An 18,168-nucleotide genomic window follows, 5' to 3' on the forward strand; every position below is an offset into this window, starting at 1 on the left:
ACAAGATGAGTTATATCGACCTGATCAATAAACAAAACAAACTGGCTGTGATCGGCCTTGGGTATGTTGGACTGCCCATTGCGCTGGAATTTGCACGCAAACTGTCTGTGATAGGCTTTGATATCAATCCCAAACGTGTAGAGATGATGAAGCAGGGGATTGATCCGAGTAATGAATTACCCAAAGAAGCATTTGAAGGTTGCGATATTACCTTCACCGATTCGCTGGAGGTGCTGAAAGAAGCAACATTCTATATCGTAGCTGTTCCAACACCTGTAGACGAACACAACGTGCCCGATCTGGTGCCGGTACAACGTGCATCTGAAACCATCGGCAAGGTGATCAAAAAAGGAGACTATGTCGTATTTGAATCAACCGTATATCCTGGTTGCACTGAGGAAGACTGCCTTCCGATCATTGAAAAATTATCCGGCCTTAAGCATAAGGAAGACTTTAAAATAGGGTATTCACCCGAGCGTATCAACCCGGGCGATAAACATCACACCCTTGCATCGATCGTAAAAGTCGTTTCCGGTTGTGATGCCGAATCGCTGGATACGATCGCGAAAGTATATGAACTGGTGGTAACGGCGGGGGTTCACAGAGCATCGACGATCAAGGTAGCTGAAGCTGCCAAGATTATTGAAAACACGCAACGCGATCTCAATATCGCGCTGATGAACGAACTGTCTATCATTTTTGATAAAATGAACATCAACACGTATGAAGTGCTGGAAGCTGCTGGCACCAAATGGAACTTTCTGAAGTTTCAGCCGGGGCTTGTAGGTGGCCACTGCATTGGTGTGGATCCGTATTATCTCACACACAAAGCCAACGAGATCGGTTATAAGTCGCAGGTGATTCTTGCAGGACGTACCATCAATGATAACATGGCTAAATACGTGGCCGAGAAAGTGGTGCAACATATTATAAAGCATACCGGCGATGTACGTTCGGCACGTGTACTCGTAAAAGGAGCTACGTTTAAGGAAAATGTAAGCGATGTACGCAATTCAAAAGTAGCCGATGTGGTACGCGGATTGCAGGCATTCTCCATTAATGTGGATGTGGAAGACCCGTATGCGGATTCGGAAGAATTGCAGCATGAATATGGCTTCAGTCTTTCGACTGAAACGGGCGATGACTATGATGCGGTGATCGTAACAGTGCCGCATGACGATTATCGTTTACTGGATGACGCCTATTTCACCGGCATCACGCGTGCACATGCACTGATCGCAGACTTGAAAGGAATTTATCGCGGCAAAATCAACAGCCGCAAATATTGGAGTTTATAAATATACTATGTCGTTTCAGATCACTGATTTTCCGGGACTGTTAGTTTTTACACCCAAGGTGTTTCATGATGACCGTGGCTACTTTTTCGAAGCATTCAATGAAAAGGTGTTTGCGGAAGAAATGGCCGATTGCCGGTTTGTACAGGACAATCAATCGCAATCATCCTATGGTGTTGTCCGCGGGTTGCATTACCAGCTAAATCCTTATGCACAGGCGAAACTGGTGCGTGTGTTGCACGGCCGCATACTGGATGTAGTGGTGGATGTGCGGAAAAAATCCAGGACATTCGGCCGTCATTTTTCCATAGAACTATCAGCCGACAATAAAAAGCAATTGTACGTGCCCGCCGGGTTTGCGCATGGATTTTCCGTGCTCAGCGAAACGGCGGAAATATTGTACAAATGCAATCAATTCTACAATAAAGAAAGCGAAGCGGGTATTTTATATAATGATCCCGCACTGGGAATCGATTGGGGCGTACCGGAAGAAATACAGAAAGTGTCGGGTCGCGATGCGTCCCTTCCGTTGTTTGCAGACGCAGTTACTAACTTCGTTTTTGAAAACTAAGTTGAATCATGCAAAGAGTGCTGGTAACAGGAGCAGGAGGTCAGTTGGGGAAGTGTATACTGGCGCTTGCTGCCAGATATCCGCAACTATCGCTGCACGGAAGTGATCGCGAAGAAATGCCGCTTGATCAGCCGGAAAAAATGCAATCTTTCCTTCAGGCATTTAAACCTGACGCCATCATCAACTGTGCGGCGTATACGGCCGTAGACAAAGCTGAAGAAGCGGGTGAGCGGGAAAAGCTTTACCAGGTAAATGTGGCAGCGGTAAGAGCACTGGGCGTTTACGCACGTGATAATAATTGTAAACTGATACATATTTCCACGGATTATGTATTTGATGGAAACGGCACCACTCCCTATCGCGAAGGCGATCGCGTATCCCCGGTCAATGCTTATGGAGTATCCAAACTGAAAGGAGAGCAATACCTCCTGTCGGAAAACCCGGATGCTGTTATCATCCGCACATCCTGGGTTTACGCGCGCGAGGGACGCAATTTTCTGAATACCATGCTGCGGTTGATGAAGGAGAAGGATAAGATCTCCGTGGTGGACGATCAGCGCGGTACGCCCACCTCTGCCATGGACCTCGCGCAGGTTATGCTTGGCATCCTTACCGCCGGTAAATGGCATCCCGGCATTTATCACTACAGCAATGCAGGCGAAACAACCTGGTTTGGTTTTGCCAGAGAAATACAACGTATATCAGGTCTCAACTGCCGCATTGAGCCTATTACCACCCAACAATTTCCCACACCGGCAAAGCGTCCTGCGTATTCGGTCCTGGATAAAACAAAGATCAGCCGGGTATTTGGATTGATGATCCCTGATTGGAAGGAGAGCCTGGAGAAGGTGTTAGGCAATGGGCATTAGGTGATAGTAATTTTTTGCGCCTTTGCTTCTTACGCGTCTCTGCGTGAATCCGGCCTTGCTTTTCACGCAAAGCTGCAAAGAAATTAAGGCGCAAAGGCGATTGACAATTCAACATTCAATTACTTCCTGATCGCTGTAATCAACGACGATCCCACGGTTTTCGCACCTTTTGATGATTCTGATTTGATCACGCCCACGCCGGATGCAAACCATTCGGTAACACGGAAAGTAACAGGAATGCCGATACCCGCCACTTCAGAACGGATTTTACAGTCGTAACCGATTTTCCAGCATTCCCAGGCGCCGGCGGCAGTGGTGATGGTTTCCTGGCCTTTGACCTTTCGGTTGGTCATGTCGTAAGTGACGGTGGAGAAAAGATCACCTTTTTTATCAAAAATGCTCATTTTGAAATTGGCGTCTTTTAGCAGCAGCCCTTCGCTGAACTGTGCGGGGTATTCAATGAAAGCTTCCGTCATTTTAACGTCCATGTCTTTGTAAGCCTCATTCTGATCGCTCATGGCAATGCGTGCGTCAACGAATAAAGTGCTGCCGTTGCATTTATAAACGCCTTTTCCCTGCGAATGCTGGCGCCCGCGTTTATCCGTAACGATGGTTTCGAAACTGGCACTGGTGGTGCCGCCGCTGGTTTTTACGTCGCTGATCTTGTACACGACCTTGCCGCTTTCTTTTCCGCGCCCATCATAGTTGGTCATTTCCACTTCGCCGGCGTTGAGATAATAATAACCGGAACATTTTTGCGCGTGGAGGGCAGAACAGGCCACAGCCGTCAGCAGCGCGAGTAAGATGTGTTTCATGTGAGGTTTCAGGTTTATGGTTGGAACAAAAGTAGGTGAGTGGACGGGTTTGGGCAATACCACATCTGGGGGATGGAAAGTGATAAGCAGTAAGTAATAAGTGTTAAGGTAGACGGCCGCCGTGGTTCGTGTACACACGAACCACGGCGGAACGACTAAAGACCTCAGGTCCTACGCTTTATGTCCTCTGCCTTTTATCGCCTTGTTTACAAAGTGACAGAGATTTTTTTTTGAAAAAACTTTGGTCGAAAAAAGCACAATCCCTATTTTTGCATCCCCGATTGCAAAACCGGGTACCGGATTGACCCATGGTGTAATGGTAACACTACTGATTTTGGTTCAGTCATTTAAGGTTCGAATCCTTATGGGTCAACAGGAAGTTAAAAGCCGCTTAATAGCGGCTTTTTTCGTCGGTAAAAATCGCAAAGTTAAAGACTTTGCGTCTTTCAGTAGTTTCCTTAAAAAGCCGTGGTTCGGCCTATGAGGTTCCCGAAGGGACCGAACCACGGCGGCTGTTTAACTTATTACTTATTACTTACTACTCAACTCCCGCGCCGGCTCATTTTCCTCCCGTTCCTTCAGTTCACGGATTTTATCCAATGCACCTGCCACCACATCGCACATAATGGTGTACAAGGCGCCGGGATGAGGGTTGGCATAAATATATTCCAGTGCTTCATTCTCATTTGCTATTACACGCGTCGGCAATTCAGGGTTTACTTTGTCGACTCCTTCTTTCAATAAACCAATGATCTCATCCGCTGTGCGGCCCCGTAAGTTTTTATCGCAACGGATAATGATCTCATCAAAATACTGCGCTGATATTTCTCCTAATTCGCGGATGTCCTCATCGCGACGGTCGCCGGTGCCGCTGATCACGCCCACGCGATAGGGATATTCGAGCTTGGCTACAAAGTCGCAAAGCAAACGAAGCCCGTGCGGATTGTGGGCAAAATCGGCCAGCATGGTAAACTGGCGGAACTGGAAGAAGTTCAGCCGCCCCGGAGTCTGCAGCGATGAAGGAATGAATGAACTCAACGCAGACCGGATGTCTTCGATCGTAATATCGCGGAACAGGTAAGTGGCCAGTACCGCAGGAAGACAGTTGGCAATATTATGTGTTGCTTTTCCTTCGTAGGTCAGCGGTACGTCTTTCACGGGCATCACGCGGATCTTCCAGGTGCCCTTCATGATACTGATGTATCCATTTTCAAACACTGCAGCCAGTCCGCCTTTCTGGCAATGACGTTTGATACGCGGATTGTTTTCGTCCATACTGAACAGCGCAATGTTGCATTTCAGCCCTTCGCGCATCGCATAGACCAGATCGTCGTCGGCATTCAATACGGCATAGCCATGCGGAAACACGGTTTCGGGTACCACCGCTTTTACTTTCGCCATTTGATCGAGCGTATTGATACCGCCAAGGCCCATATGATCTGCCGCCACATTCGTTACGATTGCCACATCGCAGTGCTGAAATGCAAGACCGGCTTTTAATAAACCCCCTCTTGCACATTCCAGCACGGCAAAATCAACCGTCGGATCTTTTAATACAAACGCAGAAGAGATGGGACCGGTGCAATCACCTTTCATCATCAGTTGGTTCTGGATGTATACACCGTCGGATGTTGTATACCCTGTTTTCTTATTGGCGCTTTTGGCAATATGCGCAGTTAACCGTGTGGTGGTTGTTTTGCCATTCGTACCCGTTACGGCAATGATCGGAATACGACCGGCGCTGCCGCGGGGGAATAACATATCTACCACCGGTTCTGCCACGTTGCGTGCCAGCCCTTCTGCCGGCTCGATGTGCATACGGAAACCGGGAGCAGCATTTACTTCCAGGATCGCGCCGCCATTTTCCGATACCGGTGTGCGCAGATCGCATGCCATGATGTCGATACCGCAGATGTCTAATCCGATTATACGTGCGATGCGTTCGCACATAAAAATATTTGCAGGATGCACTTCATCGGTTACATCTGTCGATGTCCCGCCGGTTGAGAGGTTGGCCGTTGGTTTGAGCAATACCTGTTCGCCTTTGGCGGGTATTGTTTCCAACGTATAACCTTTGTCGTCGAGCATTTTCTGCGTGAACTGGTCGGTGGTTATCTGGGTGAGTACTTTCTCGTGTCCGTATCCGCGGCGCGGGTCTTTGTTGGTTTCATCGATCAGCCACTGGATATTGTGTTCGCCATCGCCGGTTACGGCCGCAGGAGTGCGGAGTGCAGCGCAGACAAATTTGTAATTGATTACCAGGCAACGGAAGTCTACACCGGTGATGAAGCGCTCAACGATCACGCTGCGGCTGTATTGTTTGGCCGCCTCCAATGCGGTGAGTGCCTGTTCCCAGGTAGTGATATTGGTAGTGTTGCCTTTTCCGTGATTGCCGTCTATCGGTTTGATCACAAGCGGATAACCGTATTTGTCTATGGCTTCTTTCAATCCTTCTTCAGTACGGATAACAGTGCCGCGTGGTACGGGAATTTCCGCCGCTTCGAGTAATGATTTTGTTTCTTCCTTGTCGCAGGCGATGTCCACGGCAATGTTGCTGGTAGTGGAGGCAATGGTTGCGCGGATGCGTTTCTGGTGTACGCCGTATCCGAGTTGTACCAGGCTTTGTTTATTCAAGCGGATATAGGGAATACCGCGCTTGGCTGCTTCTTCCACGATGCAACCTGTGGAAGGGCCGAGGCGTGTGTCTTCGCGGATCTCGCGCATGCGCTGTATGTCTTCTTCGAGATCGTAAGGTTGATCGTTGATCAGTGCTTCAGCTATGCGGAAGGCGGCTTTTGCCGCATATACGCCCGCATCTTCTTCCATATAATCAAACACTACATAGTATACGCCTTCCCGTTCGCCGGTGCCGCGTGTGCGGCCAAAACCACAGTCCATGCCGGCCAGTGTCTGAATTTCCAAAGCAATGTGTTCGATCACGTGGCCCATCCAGGTGCCTTCGTCAACGCGGGAAAAAAAACCGCCCGGAACGCCTTCACTGCAGCGATGTTCGTAAAGACTGGGAAGCAGTTGTTCCAGCCGCTCGCGAAATCCCTGTATCTGGTTGGTGGGACGCGTTTCCATTTCTTCCAGATCCAGCTTCATCTGGATCAGTTTGGGGCGGCGCACGCTCCAGTAATTGGGGCCTCTCATTACTTTGATCTCCAATATTCTCATATGCGGTTCATTTTAGCGGAAGTTAATGGTTTTTTTGAGCAAAACCTCAGTCGCCGTCTCCGGTTGGCGAAAGAACGGTTCAACTTTTTTCCACCCAAACAGTTATATTACATAATCAACCCTGTCAATTGGCGCTTCAAACTAACCGCAAGATCAATCTGCTTCAGGCCACCGCGATCAATATGATCGATATGGTAGGCATTGGCCCTTTTATCGTGATGCCTTTTGTGGTAGCACAGTTCGGCGACGGGTTGTTTATCTGGGCCTGGATTTTCGGCGCACTTACTTCTTTTGTGGATGCCATGACCTGGAGCGAGCTCGGCGCACGTTACCCGTTGGCCGGCGGCACCTATAATTTTCATCGCATAGCTTTCGGGGAAAAAGGAGGCCGCCTGATGAGCTTCCTCTTCGTCTGGCAAACCATGATCCAGGCTCCGCTTGTAATGGCCTCCGCCTCGATCGGTTTTGCACAATACCTGACCTATCTCGTACCGCTGGAACCCTGGCAGCAGAAAATGGTGTCGGGCGGACTGGTATTATTTGTATTGTTGCTTACCTACCGCAGGATCGAAACGATCGGTGTTATTTCGGTGGTGTTGGGTTGTGTGGTGATCGCGACGATGGGCTGGATCATTTACAGCGGACTGTCTCACGGCAAACACAGCGTACCGTTGTGGCCGCAGGAAGGCAATCCTTTTTTCCGCTTTGCCTTCTGGTACGCCGTGGCACAAGGTTCGTTGAAAACGGTGTACAGTTATCTCGGTTATTATAATGTCTGTCATCTCGGGGGAGAAATAGCACGTCCTGAAAAGAATATACCGCGAAGTATTTTCATTTCCATTTTTGGCATTGCCATTCTTTACCTGCTGATGAACATCAGTGTGATGTCGGTCATTCCCTGGTCGGCAGTACCGGCGGACAATAAATACCTGGTCAGTTCTTTTATGGAGCAGGTGTATGGTACGGGTGCGGCGAAACTGGTAACGGTACTCATTCTTTGCGTGGCCATGTCGTCGTTATTTGCGCTGGTATTGGGTTATTCGCGCGTACCTTATGCGGCGGCGGTGGATGGCAACTTTTTTCCGGTATTTGCCAAACTGCATCCGCGTAAACAATTTCCCTACATATCGTTGCTGGTACTTACCGGGCTGGGATTTCTGTTTAGTCTTTACATGAAACTGTCCGATGTGATCACGGCGATCCTCGCCATGCGGATTGTGATACAATTTATGGCGCAGGCAGTAGGCGTGGTGCTGTTGCGCCGGCGCGAAGGCAGCAGAAAATTGCCTTTCCGCATGTGGTTATATCCCTTGCCGGTGATCATCTCGCTGCTTATCTGGGCCTTTCTTTTTTATCATACCGGCCGTTTTGCCCTCTGGGGCTCGCTGATTGCATTAGCCGGAGTGGTGGTGTATTTGATCGCAAAGCGAAAGGATACTAATGTGAAAATTTGATGATTTGAAAGTATGAAAATTAAACAGCCGGAGAAATCTTCAGCGCTCATTGTCAAATTATCAAATTTTCAAATCTTCAAATTTGTATTTTTGTTTGCATGAATCATCCCAAAGGCAAACTGATTGCGGTTGGCGGTGCGGAAGACAAAGGCACGGACCTCGAATCAGGGCATATACAACGGAACAATCTCAATTTTTTTGAACTTGGTATTCTGCGCCGTGTAGTAGAAGAAGCGGGAGGCGTCAATGCCCGGATCGAAGTGATCACCACGGCCTCCACTATTCCTTATGAAGTAGGCGAGAATTATATGGATGCTTTTGGCCGGATTGGCTGCACCAATATCGGTGTGATGCACATTCGCAACAGGCAGGACACCTCCAATCCCGATTTTCTGAGACGCATACAGGAATGCAATGCGGTTATGTTCAGCGGTGGCAACCAGCTTCGCCTGAGTGCTACCGATGGGGGCACAGAATTCCTGCATATCATGAAGCGCCGGTACCTGGAAGAAAATTTCCTGATCGCGGGTACGAGCGCCGGTGCCATGGCCATGAGCAATACCATGATCTATGAAGGCAATGCCGCCCGTGCACATCTCAAAGGCGAAGTAAAGATCACTACAGGCCTTGGATTCGTGTCCACCCTCATCATCGACTCCCATTTTGAAAAACGCGGCCGTTTTGTGCGGTTGACGCAGGCCGTGGCCGCCAATCCCGGTTGCATCGGCGTGGGGTTGGGTGAAGACACCGGCATGCTTATTACGGAAGGCAATAAAATGGAAGCGATCGGCAGCGGTCTCGTTATCATCATCGACGGCCACGAAATATTGCATTCCAATATAGCCGATATTCCCGATGGCAACCCGATCAGTGTGGAGAACCTGAAGGTTCATTTTTGTGAAAAAGGAAATGGCTACCTCATTCGCGAACGCCGCTTCCTGCCCGAAGCACGGGAAGGAGCGTTGGTGAAAAAGCAGGTGGATGTGGAGTGAAGCAACCGTTGACGTACACTTGAAGTCGGCTGAGGATTTAGAAAACTTTTCTGTTGGTTCGTGAAAACACGAACCAAGGATCCCATTCACGATTCACGATTCACCATTGACGATTCACCATTCACGCTAAATCACACATATGAAAAAATATCTCTTTCTTCTCCTCATCCCCATGCTCGCTTTCATGGTGCCTGCTAAAAAGAAAAAAGTAATCTTCTTTGGTGATTCCATTACGCAGGCCGGCATACGCCCCGGTGGTTATATTCCGCGTATCGATACGCTGGCGCAAAAGGCTGGTCGCGGTCAGGATTTTGACTGGATAGGCGTCGGTGTGAGTGGCAATAAGGTGTATGATTTATACCTGCGGCTCGAAGAAGATGTACTCGACAAAAAACCAGACATCGTGCTGATCTATATCGGTGTAAACGATGTATGGCATAAAGACAAACGCGGCACCGGCACCGACTTCGATAAGTTCGGAAAGTTTTATGAAGCGTTGGTCCGCAAGATCAGGGGCGTAGGAGCAAAAGTGATCGTATGCACACCTGCAGTGATCGGTGAAAAGAAAGACAATGCTAACCCGCAGGATAAAGATCTCAATGAATACAGCCAGTGGATCAGGGATTTTGCCGCGCGCGAAAAATTACAACTCGTAGACCTGCGTTCCATTTTTACCCAATACGATCAATCTAACAATCCGCAGAACCTTGAGAAAGGCATTCTCACCAATGACGGTGTTCATTTGAATGATATCGGTAATCAGAAGGTGGCCGAAGCGATGTGGAAGGCGATAGCGTTATAAGTAGTAAGTAGTAAGTAGTAAGTAATAAGTAGTCTCTGAGATGGCAACGGGCCTTAGGTTGCCAATTTTTCACATTTCCACATTTTCAAATTTTCACATTGATATAAAAATAAGCCCCGCAAATTGCGGGGCTTATTTTTATATCCTTAGAATCCTTTTTTCCGGAAATCACCAGAGTTGATGATGATCATTTTCGATTTATCGAAGTATTTGCGGAGCGCTTCATTGACTGTTTTTACATCGAGCGCCTTCACTTTGTTTTCCATCGCCGTTACTTCAGTCAGGTCGCGGCCCTGACGCAGGTAGCGGTTGATCATGGAAGCCAGCATGTTGTTCATGCCGAGTGAGGTTTTATTTTGCTCCAGCCAGGAATCAACTGATTTGCTGAGTTCATCGCTGGTAAATCCACCGCTGATCGCTTTATCGATCTCCTGGTGCAACGCAGAGTCAAGACGATCACGGTACAGCGGATTGTACATGGCATACAGTCCCCAGATCGACGCTTCGGATTTATAGCCCGCATCGAGATAGCTGCCCGCTCCATAGCTCATGCCTTCATTTTCACGAAGACGCTGCGGAATGCGTGATGACAGGAATGCACCACCACCCAGCAATTCATTCGCCATGTATACCGCAGGATAATCGGCGCTTTTCTCCGACAGTTTCAGGTTGATGCCACCCGCCATGGTGGCGTTTGTTTTGTCTTCAACCGTGATGCTTTCAGTAGAACCTTTTATGTCAAAGTATTTGCTTTCAATTTCTTTATAAGGCAGTTTGCTGTTCCATTTGGAAAGGCTTTTCTGCATGAATGCTTTCACAAGATTTTTATCGATCTCACCCACAAAAGTGGTAACGGCATTGTTCGCCCCGTAGAAGTCTGCATAGAATTTCTTAACGTCGGCGAGTGTGATCTTGTCCAGTGCTGCAATGTTTTCATCTGAATCGGAGGTATACAGCGGATGGCCTTTTGGATATTTGGTCAGCATCTTCGCTACGCGGGTAAATGCGAGATTGTTGGGATCACTTTTGCTGGTTTCGTATTCAGTACGCAGCTCTTTTTTGAGTTTTTCAAATTCTTCTGCATCGAAACTCGGATTGTGCAATAGATCATCGAGCAGGGCAAGCGCATTGGCGAGATTAGCTTTGTCCGTATTCAATACAACGGACACGCGACCGGGCGAACTGTAGAAGCTTACTTCGGTCTTGAGGCGGTCCAGTTCTTCGTTGATTTGTTTTTTGGTGCGGGTCTTGGTGCCGTATTTCAGCATGCGTGCCGTGATCGCGGCGATCTCGTTTTTATTGGTCAGGCTGTTTTCATCGCCGATCTGCAATGCCAGCACCGCATTGATCTTATCGCCTTTCACCGGCTTTTCCAGAAGGGCGTATTGCGCGCCATTGGCGAGTTTACCGTACTCCGTATTCTTTTTAATGTTGGCAATGCTGTTTTCAAATTCAGCTTTTTTAGCCGCCATTTCCTTACCCTTGTAACCGTCCAGCAGTTTGGCAATGTCCGGCGTTTCAGCCACGCGTGTGCGATCGGATTTTGCTTCGGGAATAAAATACGCCACCGTGCGGTTGGAAGGTTTATAATATTTTTTCGCCGCATCTTTCACTTGTTGCAGGGAGAGTTTTTCCAATTGATCGCGGCTCCAGAACCACAAACGCCAGTCGCCCGCACCGATCAGTTCGGTGAGTACGATCGAGAGGTCGATGGTATTGTTGCTGGTGTTGGAGAAAAATTTCATGCGGGAGTTGCGCGCGTTGTCAAGGTCGGCCTGGGTGATATTCATATTACCGACAGCATCCATTGTCTGGATCAGTATGCGCTTAGCACTGTCGAGGTTGCGATCCTTTGGTATTTCACATTGGATATAAGTGAAACCGGGATCATGCAGCGTGAGGCTGTATCCGAAAACTTTAGTGGCCAGTTTGCCATCCACCATTTTCTTGTAAAGAATACCGGCAGGGTCATTGGTCAGGATTTCCAGCAACACATCGTTTGCCACATAGTCGGCATCAGCGGTAGACGGCGTATGATAGCCCAGCGCGAGGTACTGCACATCGCCATTACGGCGAAGGCTTACTTCGCGTTCGCCATCCTGCACGGGCTCTACTGTATAAGTATTGGAGAGTGTACGTGTGGGACGTGGGATAGGTCCGAAATATTGCTGGATATAATCCAGTGCTTTCTTTTCATCAAACTTACCTGCAATAACGAGTACCGCATTGTCGGGCTGATAAAATTTCTTATAAAATACTTTCAGGTTTTCGGCTTTCACACGCTCGATGTCTTCTTTGCTGCCGATGGTGGAATTGCCATAGTTATGCCAGAGGTACATGGTCGAAACGGTACGGTCGATCAATACGCGGTCGGGATTGTTTTCGCCAATCTCGAATTCGTTTCTTACCACGCTGAATTCCTTTTGCAATTCTTCGGGAAGAATTTTTGAATTAACCATACGGTCGGCTTCCATGTCGATAGCCCAACGCAGGTTTTCGTCGGACGCGGAAAGAATTTCGTAGTAGTTGGTGCGGTCGTACCAGGTGGTGCCGTTGGCCCAGGCACCTTTATCGGCGATGGCCTTTTTGATATCGGTAAACTTTTCGCATTGCTTGAAAAGCATGTGTTCCAGCAGGTGGGCCATGCCTTTTTCACCATAACCTTCGTGCCGCGATCCAACTTTGTACACGATGTTGACGGCGATATTGCTTTGCGTGGCATCCGGGATGAGCAGGATGCGCAGTCCGTTGTTGAGTTCGTACTCGTTAATGCCTTCCACAGAGGTGACCAGTTTGGGATTGCTCTGTGCCTGAAGGCGGTGCCCCTGGATGAGGAAGGCCGATACTAACATGAGTGTGGCTAAGCGTAACATATAAATAGCAATTGATTTGAATTAAAGGTAGGGAAAACGTGTAGAGCGGTGCCAAATAGAGGAGTAGCGGCCTTATTTGTATATTTGCGGTCTACAGGCCGGGTTATCGTCTTCCCGCTCGCGGGAGGAAGGAAAGTCTGGACAGCATAGAGCAGTGTACCGGTGAACAGCCGGCTGCAACCTTCGGGTTGTAAGAGAAAGTGCCACAGAAAATAACTGTCTGCCGCAAGGCGGATGAGGGTGAAAATGTGAGGTAAGAGCTCACGGTACAGCGTGGTAACATGCGGTACGGGTAAACCTTGCATGCTGAAATGCCACGTATACTGTCGTTAAGGGCTGCTCGCCCGAACCGGTCCGTTCCGCGGATCGTACGACAGAGGGTAGGCAGATTGATCCCGGTGAGTAATTACCGGGACAGATAAATGATAACCATCCGCCTCTGGCGGATACAGAATCCGGCTTACAGGCCTGTAGATTTTTTTTAAGAAGGTATAAGGTGTAAGGTAGAAGGTGTAGGGTTAATACAGCCGTTATAGGTTTTAAGTATTTCTTTGCGACTTTGCTCCTTACTCATCTTTGCGTGAAACAGAGGTTATTTTTCCCGCAAAGTAATTAAGGCAAAGACCCATTCACTTATTCAGTGATTGACTCATTGCTGACTTCCCAAATACCCGCCGATCTCCATCATCCACGCAATGCCCAGATGCACCACCAATCCGCCGAAAATGGAACGCGTATGATACACCACAATTCCCAGCAATAACCCTCCAAAGAATGAACTGATGCATTCTGCCAGCGGTTTGCCAAAATGAATGGTGCAATAAAAACAAGCCATTGGCAGGATAGCGTCCTTGCCTGCAAAGCGCACGAATGCCAGCACCAGGAAACCGCGGAAGAATAATTCTATGGTAAAAAAATCACTGCCATACGAGAGCTCAAACAAAACTTTTTTCCATGCAGGCAACAGATCGGTCGTTGATCCGGCTACGGCACGGAGCTTTGGATAAGCGGCCAGGAAATCAGGCTGCGTCGATGCCGCCGCAATCAGCGGTAACATGATCGCCAGCATAATGAGATAAGGTCCGATATGCAGATTGCGCGTCGTTACACCATAGAAGCTGTCTTTCGGTCCCGCCAGCCACCAGCAGCAGGCGATCAGGATGGTTGTAATCAATAATAACAAAGGCCAGTACACTACACGATTCCAGTAACGATTGGCAATCGCTTCATCCGCAAGAATGAAGTTGAAGGATAATTCCATCTTCAGCGCAAAAATGGCCGGAGCGATGAACAACAACAAGATAAACAATGGGTCCGTAAACAAATCCTTTCTCGCAAATACATAGGTCAGCAAATAGGGCACGGCAAATGCCGCCAGCGATATTACATATCGCGCAGCAAAACGAAGCAGCACCGTGTCCATCGAGCTGATCTGGCGGTCTATATGGTAATGGTAATTGCCATACACCAATACTGCGGTAAACAAGGTTACCAGTAACAGCAATACCTTGTTGGTGGCCGCAGCGTAAGTCCTTATATATTGAAATATACTTTTCACGCAGATAGTCGGTAAAACTAATTTTTTCATGCCGGGCTACCAAGACGACCCGTCAAAAAATAACATGTACAAAATCCGGAGACAATGTAGTTTTGTTGCAATGAGAGCAAAACATTTCCTGCTGATATGTGTGGTAGCGGTTTTTGCCGCCTGCCGCAGCGCCCGTGTGGCCACCACACAGCCCGCTTCCGTCGGAAGCATCCGTTTCCATGATGAATATATCATTCCTCATGCGGCTGTTTTCGATGGTACAAGGGTAGGAGGGCTGTCGGGTATTGACTACGATGCGGTCCGCAATAACTATTACATGATCTGCGATGACCGTTCGTATTACAATGCTTCCCGTTTTTATACGGCCGATATCCGGCTCAATGGCTATAAGATCGATACTTGTATTTTCACGGCCGTTACTTCGCTGCGCAAACCTGCTGGCGATACCTTCCGGTTAAAAGAAGCCGATCCGGAGGCCATGCGTTACCTCGGTACAAAAGACCTGCTGGTATGGAGCTCGGAAGGCGAACGCGAAATAAAAGGCGATAAAAAATCACTGATCGATCCTTGGGTATGGCTGAGCCGCCGCGACGGACGTTTTGTGGACAGCTTCCGCCTGCCGGCCAATATGCGTATGCAGGCTACGCCGGCCGGTCCGCGTCAGAACGGAACATTCGAAGGGCTGGGCTTTGCCGATAACCAACGCACACTCTGGGTGAGTGTGGAAGAACCCTTATATGAAGACGGCCCGCGCGCCAATATCAACGACACTTCGGCGATCGTACGTTTTATAAAATTCGATGTGGCTACCCGGCAGCCAACGGCGCAGTTTGCTTACCGCGTAGATCCGGTTCCGAACAAACCCAAACCCGAAAACGCTTATCGCATCAACGGTATCCCCGACATTCTGCCATTGGGAAATGATCGTTTCCTGGTAATGGAAAGAGCATTTTCCGTCGGTATAGAAGGGACGGTGATCCGTATTTACCTGGCTGATGCCAACGGCGCAACGGATGTAAGCACTATTCCTTCTTTGCAGGGAAAGACGGACGTGCAGTTGATCCGTAAACATTTATTATTTGATATGGAAACCATGGGCCGTTATATTGATAATGTCGAAGGGATGACCTTCGGTCCGCGGTTGCCAAACGGGCATGCCAGCCTGCTGCTCATTGCCGATGATAATTTTGATAAAGAAGAAGTATCACAGCTTTTTCTATTTGAGGTTTTACCCTGAAACGGGTGAGCCCAAAAGTTGGAAATTCCGCAACAATTCGCCTACCTTACACTATAATTTTTTTCTATGCGATTGATTCCATTTGTTATTTCCACGGTTGTCACCACCGCATTGGTGATTGTACTCAGCCGTCCGTTGGGGAATGCCGCGCCGATGCCGCTGGGCAGTTTTTTCAGCCCGCAACATGGTTTCTGGCAGAATGCAGAACCTGCCGACCAGGATTTTTCTGAACAATTGAAGTTGAAAGGTCTGAAGGGAAAATCAAGTGTGTATCTCGATGACCGGCTTGTTCCCCACGTATTTGCTGATAATGACGAAGACGTTTATTTCATACAGGGTTATCTGCATGCACGTTTCCGTCTTTTTCAAATGGATCTGCAAACCCGTGCGGCGGAGGGGCGTGTGTCTGAATTTGCAGGTGCCGGTGCCATTGATTACGATCGCGCACAGCGCCGCCTGGGAATGAAATATGCTGCGGAGAATGCTTTGCAGGAAATGGAAAAAGATCCGGCATCCCTCGCCGTTTTTTCTGCTTACACCCGTGGAGTAAACGCTTATATCCACTCACTCAGGAGCAGTCAGCTGCCGCTCGAATATAAATTGCTCAACATTCAACCCGAAGAATGGACCAATCTCCGCACGGCGTTGCTGTTGAAAATGATGGCCAAAATGCTGGCCTCGCAAACGGAGAGGGATTTCGCTTATACCAATGCACGCTCGGTATTTACACCCGAACAATTCGCTGCACTGTATCCGCAGGTGCCCGATTCATTACTGCCCATCGTGCCCAAAGGAACGCCGTTTGAAAAGCCGGGTATTATTCCGGTACGTCCCGCTGCGGCAGATTCTGCCTATCCTGCGGGGGCTGTAGCCCATCATGATCCGGCGGCGGCCGATCCTGCCAATGGCAGCAACAACTGGGTAGTAGATGGTACCAAAACCCAAAGCGGCGCGCCCATTCTTGCCAACGACCCGCATCTTGAACTATCATTGCCCTCTATCTGGTACGAGATGCAACTGAGCACACCTACCAGCAATGTATATGGTGCATCATTGCCCGGAAGTCCCTTCGTGATCATTGGTTTCAACGACAGTATTTCCTGGGGTGTGACCAACTCGCAGCGAGATGTAAAAGATTATTATGAAATAAAATTCAAAGACGCCAGCCGCAAACAATACTGGTACAACGGTGAATGGAAAGATGCCAGTCTGCGCGTTGAAAAAATAGGTGTGCGCGGACAAAGCGATATCTATGATACGGTGGCCTACACGCATTACGGTCCCGTGATGTACGATGATTCGTTCAACGACAGCCTTTCCGGCAAACGCAACCTTGCCGTTCGCTGGGTGGCACATGATCCGAGCAATGACGGATGGGCATTCTACCTGCTCAACAGAGCGCGCAACTACGACGATTATACAAACGCGTTGAAATACATGGTGTGTCCCGGACAAAACTTTGTATTCGCTTCGAAGAGTGGTGATATCGCACTTTGGCAGCAGGGTAAATTTCCTGCGCGCTGGAAAGATCAGGGCATGTATATCATGGCCGGCCAGGACAGCACCTTTAACTGGCAGGGCTTTATTCCCCAGGAAGAAAATCCGCACGCAAAAAATCCGGCCAGGGGTTTTCTTGAAAGCGCCAACCAGCGTCCGGCGGATTCCACTTATCCTTATTTCATACCCGGATCATACATAACCCCCCGCGGCGTAGCTATTGAAAAATACCTTTCATCGATGTCGGGCATCACACCGCAGGACATGATGAAGCTGCAGAATAATTATTTCAACGTAATGGCAGAAGACATGCGGCCGGTACTACTGAAATATGTGCAGCGCGATCAACTGAAAGGATCCGCTTCCAAATACCTGGAGCTTGTAGAGAACTGGGACTTGTTCGCCGGACCGGATTCAAAAGGACAAACGATCTACCAGACCTGGTTCGACAGCCTTAACAGAGCTATCTGGTGGGATGATCTTTCGCAGGTAAAACCTGAACTGCCCTTCCCTGATGAAGAAACAACAATGGAATTGCTGAAACGTGATTCGACCTCCATGGCTTTTATCGACGATCGTCGTACGCCGGAAACCGAAACACTGGCTGAATTGGTAACAGGCGCGCTCAACCGCGCCGCCGCCAATCTCGCGGAAAAAGAGAAAGACGGTAAGCTGGAATGGGCTGCTTTCAAAAATCCGACAATCTATCACCTGCTGAAACAAAGCAAGAAAATGATTGTGCTGGGCAGACAGGGATTGCATGTGGGCGGATATGGAAATATCATCAATGCCATCACCCACAGTCACGGTCCGAGCTGGCGCATGATCGTGCAGATGGGGCCGCTTACAGAGGCATGGGGTGTATATCCCGGCGGACAAAGCGGAAATCCGGGTAGCCGTTTCTATGATAACTTTATTGACACCTGGGCTACCGGTCAATACTTTTCACTGTGGCTTATGAAGAAATCAGACGCACTTGACAAACGTGTGAAGTGGACCATGCAATTTGAACCGGAAGTTTAACACCATTATCTTTT

12 protein-coding genes, 1 tRNA gene and 1 other RNA gene are annotated in these 18,168 nt (G+C 48.7%); 10 read left to right on the top strand and 4 right to left on the bottom strand.

Annotated elements, in window-relative coordinates:
- Positions 1 to 5: 5 nt before the first annotated feature.
- The 3 genes from H608_RS0109920 to rfbD are packed head-to-tail and all read left to right on the top strand — an operon-like array spanning position 6 to position 2,735.
- Positions 6 to 1,298 (top strand): nucleotide sugar dehydrogenase, encoded by a 1,293-nt coding sequence (locus tag H608_RS0109920; protein WP_028787552.1) that lies wholly within the window; start codon positions 6 to 8, stop codon positions 1,296 to 1,298.
- A gap of 7 nt (positions 1,299 to 1,305) precedes the next feature.
- On the top strand, positions 1,306 to 1,866 hold the full coding sequence (gene rfbC / locus H608_RS0109925) for a dTDP-4-dehydrorhamnose 3,5-epimerase (RefSeq protein WP_028787553.1): 561 nt from the start codon (positions 1,306 to 1,308) through the stop codon (positions 1,864 to 1,866).
- A gap of 8 nt (positions 1,867 to 1,874) precedes the next feature.
- Positions 1,875 to 2,735 carry a dTDP-4-dehydrorhamnose reductase gene (gene rfbD / locus H608_RS0109930; RefSeq protein WP_038008059.1) on the top strand — a complete coding sequence of 287 codons (861 nt, stop codon included), beginning with the start codon at positions 1,875 to 1,877 and terminating at the stop codon, positions 2,733 to 2,735.
- Between the two features lie 119 nt (positions 2,736 to 2,854).
- Here the strand turns inward: rfbD and H608_RS0109935 are convergent, their stop codons facing one another.
- Positions 2,855 to 3,550, bottom strand: coding sequence for a TapB family protein (locus tag H608_RS0109935; RefSeq protein ID WP_028787555.1), 696 nt, complete (start codon positions 3,548 to 3,550; stop codon positions 2,855 to 2,857).
- Positions 3,551 to 3,852: 302 nt separating this feature from the next.
- On the opposite strand from H608_RS0109935, the gene H608_RS0109940 reads away from it, so the two are divergent.
- Positions 3,853 to 3,923: transfer RNA gene (locus tag H608_RS0109940), tRNA-Gln, on the top strand.
- A gap of 158 nt (positions 3,924 to 4,081) precedes the next feature.
- Here H608_RS0109940 and cphA read toward each other — a convergent pair.
- Complete coding sequence (gene cphA / locus H608_RS0109945) at positions 4,082 to 6,727, bottom strand: cyanophycin synthetase (protein ID WP_038008060.1); 2,646 nt, start codon at positions 6,725 to 6,727, stop codon at positions 4,082 to 4,084.
- 128 nt (positions 6,728 to 6,855) lie between these two features.
- Here cphA and H608_RS0109950 point away from each other — a divergent pair, with 128 nt between their 5' ends.
- The 3 genes from H608_RS0109950 (at position 6,856) to H608_RS0109965 (ending at position 9,975) form a co-directional block, all read left to right on the top strand.
- The gene (locus H608_RS0109950) at positions 6,856 to 8,181 is read left to right on the top strand and encodes an APC family permease (protein ID WP_245565748.1); all 1,326 of its coding nucleotides are present in this window, start codon (positions 6,856 to 6,858) and stop codon (positions 8,179 to 8,181) included.
- Between the two features lie 98 nt (positions 8,182 to 8,279).
- Positions 8,280 to 9,173: a cyanophycinase gene (locus H608_RS21890; RefSeq protein ID WP_038008061.1), complete on the top strand. Its 894-nt coding sequence runs from the start codon at positions 8,280 to 8,282 to the stop codon at positions 9,171 to 9,173.
- A gap of 139 nt (positions 9,174 to 9,312) precedes the next feature.
- Positions 9,313 to 9,975, top strand: coding sequence for an SGNH/GDSL hydrolase family protein (locus H608_RS0109965; RefSeq protein ID WP_028787558.1), 663 nt, complete (start codon positions 9,313 to 9,315; stop codon positions 9,973 to 9,975).
- A 146-nt stretch (positions 9,976 to 10,121) separates the two neighbouring features.
- On the opposite strand, the gene H608_RS0109970 is transcribed toward H608_RS0109965, so the two are convergent.
- Positions 10,122 to 12,848, bottom strand: coding sequence for a M16 family metallopeptidase (locus H608_RS0109970; protein ID WP_028787559.1), 2,727 nt, complete (start codon positions 12,846 to 12,848; stop codon positions 10,122 to 10,124).
- 90 nt (positions 12,849 to 12,938) lie between these two features.
- Between H608_RS0109970 and rnpB the strand changes: the two genes are divergently transcribed.
- An RNA gene (gene rnpB / locus H608_RS23575) (RNase P RNA component class A) lies at positions 12,939 to 13,327 on the top strand.
- A 170-nt stretch (positions 13,328 to 13,497) separates the two neighbouring features.
- Here the strand turns inward: rnpB and H608_RS0109980 are convergent.
- On the bottom strand, positions 13,498 to 14,406 hold the full coding sequence (locus H608_RS0109980; protein WP_028787561.1) for a CPBP family intramembrane glutamic endopeptidase: 909 nt from the start codon (positions 14,404 to 14,406) through the stop codon (positions 13,498 to 13,500).
- 100 nt (positions 14,407 to 14,506) lie between these two features.
- Here H608_RS0109980 and H608_RS0109985 point away from each other — a divergent pair, with 100 nt between their 5' ends.
- Together H608_RS0109985 and H608_RS0109990 are read left to right on the top strand one after the other, a co-directional pair.
- Positions 14,507 to 15,634, top strand: a complete 1,128-nt coding sequence (locus H608_RS0109985; protein ID WP_028787562.1) for an esterase-like activity of phytase family protein — start codon at positions 14,507 to 14,509, stop codon at positions 15,632 to 15,634.
- 66 nt (positions 15,635 to 15,700) lie between these two features.
- Positions 15,701 to 18,154, top strand: coding sequence for a penicillin acylase family protein (locus H608_RS0109990; protein WP_028787563.1), 2,454 nt, complete (start codon positions 15,701 to 15,703; stop codon positions 18,152 to 18,154).
- The last annotated feature ends 14 nt before the right edge of the window (positions 18,155 to 18,168 follow it).

It is taken from the genome of Terrimonas ferruginea DSM 30193 (genome assembly GCF_000425585.1).
Lineage (GTDB): Bacteria > Bacteroidota > Bacteroidia > Chitinophagales > Chitinophagaceae > Terrimonas > Terrimonas ferruginea.

Excerpts from the sequence above, each read along its gene's own strand:
- H608_RS0109920 (WP_028787552.1), top strand. The coding sequence starts at position 6 with ATGAGTTATATCGACCTGATCAATAAACAAAACAAACTGGCTGTGATC.
- rfbC (WP_028787553.1), top strand. The coding sequence starts at position 1,306 with ATGTCGTTTCAGATCACTGATTTTCCGGGACTGTTAGTTTTTACACCC.
- rfbD (WP_038008059.1), top strand. The coding sequence starts at position 1,875 with ATGCAAAGAGTGCTGGTAACAGGAGCAGGAGGTCAGTTGGGGAAGTGT.
- H608_RS0109935 (WP_028787555.1), bottom strand. The coding sequence starts at position 3,550 with ATGAAACACATCTTACTCGCGCTGCTGACGGCTGTGGCCTGTTCTGCC.
- cphA (WP_038008060.1), bottom strand. The coding sequence starts at position 6,727 with ATGAGAATATTGGAGATCAAAGTAATGAGAGGCCCCAATTACTGGAGC.
- H608_RS21890 (WP_038008061.1), top strand. The coding sequence starts at position 8,280 with ATGAATCATCCCAAAGGCAAACTGATTGCGGTTGGCGGTGCGGAAGAC.
- H608_RS0109965 (WP_028787558.1), top strand. The coding sequence starts at position 9,313 with ATGAAAAAATATCTCTTTCTTCTCCTCATCCCCATGCTCGCTTTCATG.
- H608_RS0109970 (WP_028787559.1), bottom strand. The coding sequence starts at position 12,848 with ATGTTACGCTTAGCCACACTCATGTTAGTATCGGCCTTCCTCATCCAG.
- H608_RS0109985 (WP_028787562.1), top strand. The coding sequence starts at position 14,507 with ATGAGAGCAAAACATTTCCTGCTGATATGTGTGGTAGCGGTTTTTGCC.
- H608_RS0109990 (WP_028787563.1), top strand. The coding sequence starts at position 15,701 with ATGCGATTGATTCCATTTGTTATTTCCACGGTTGTCACCACCGCATTG.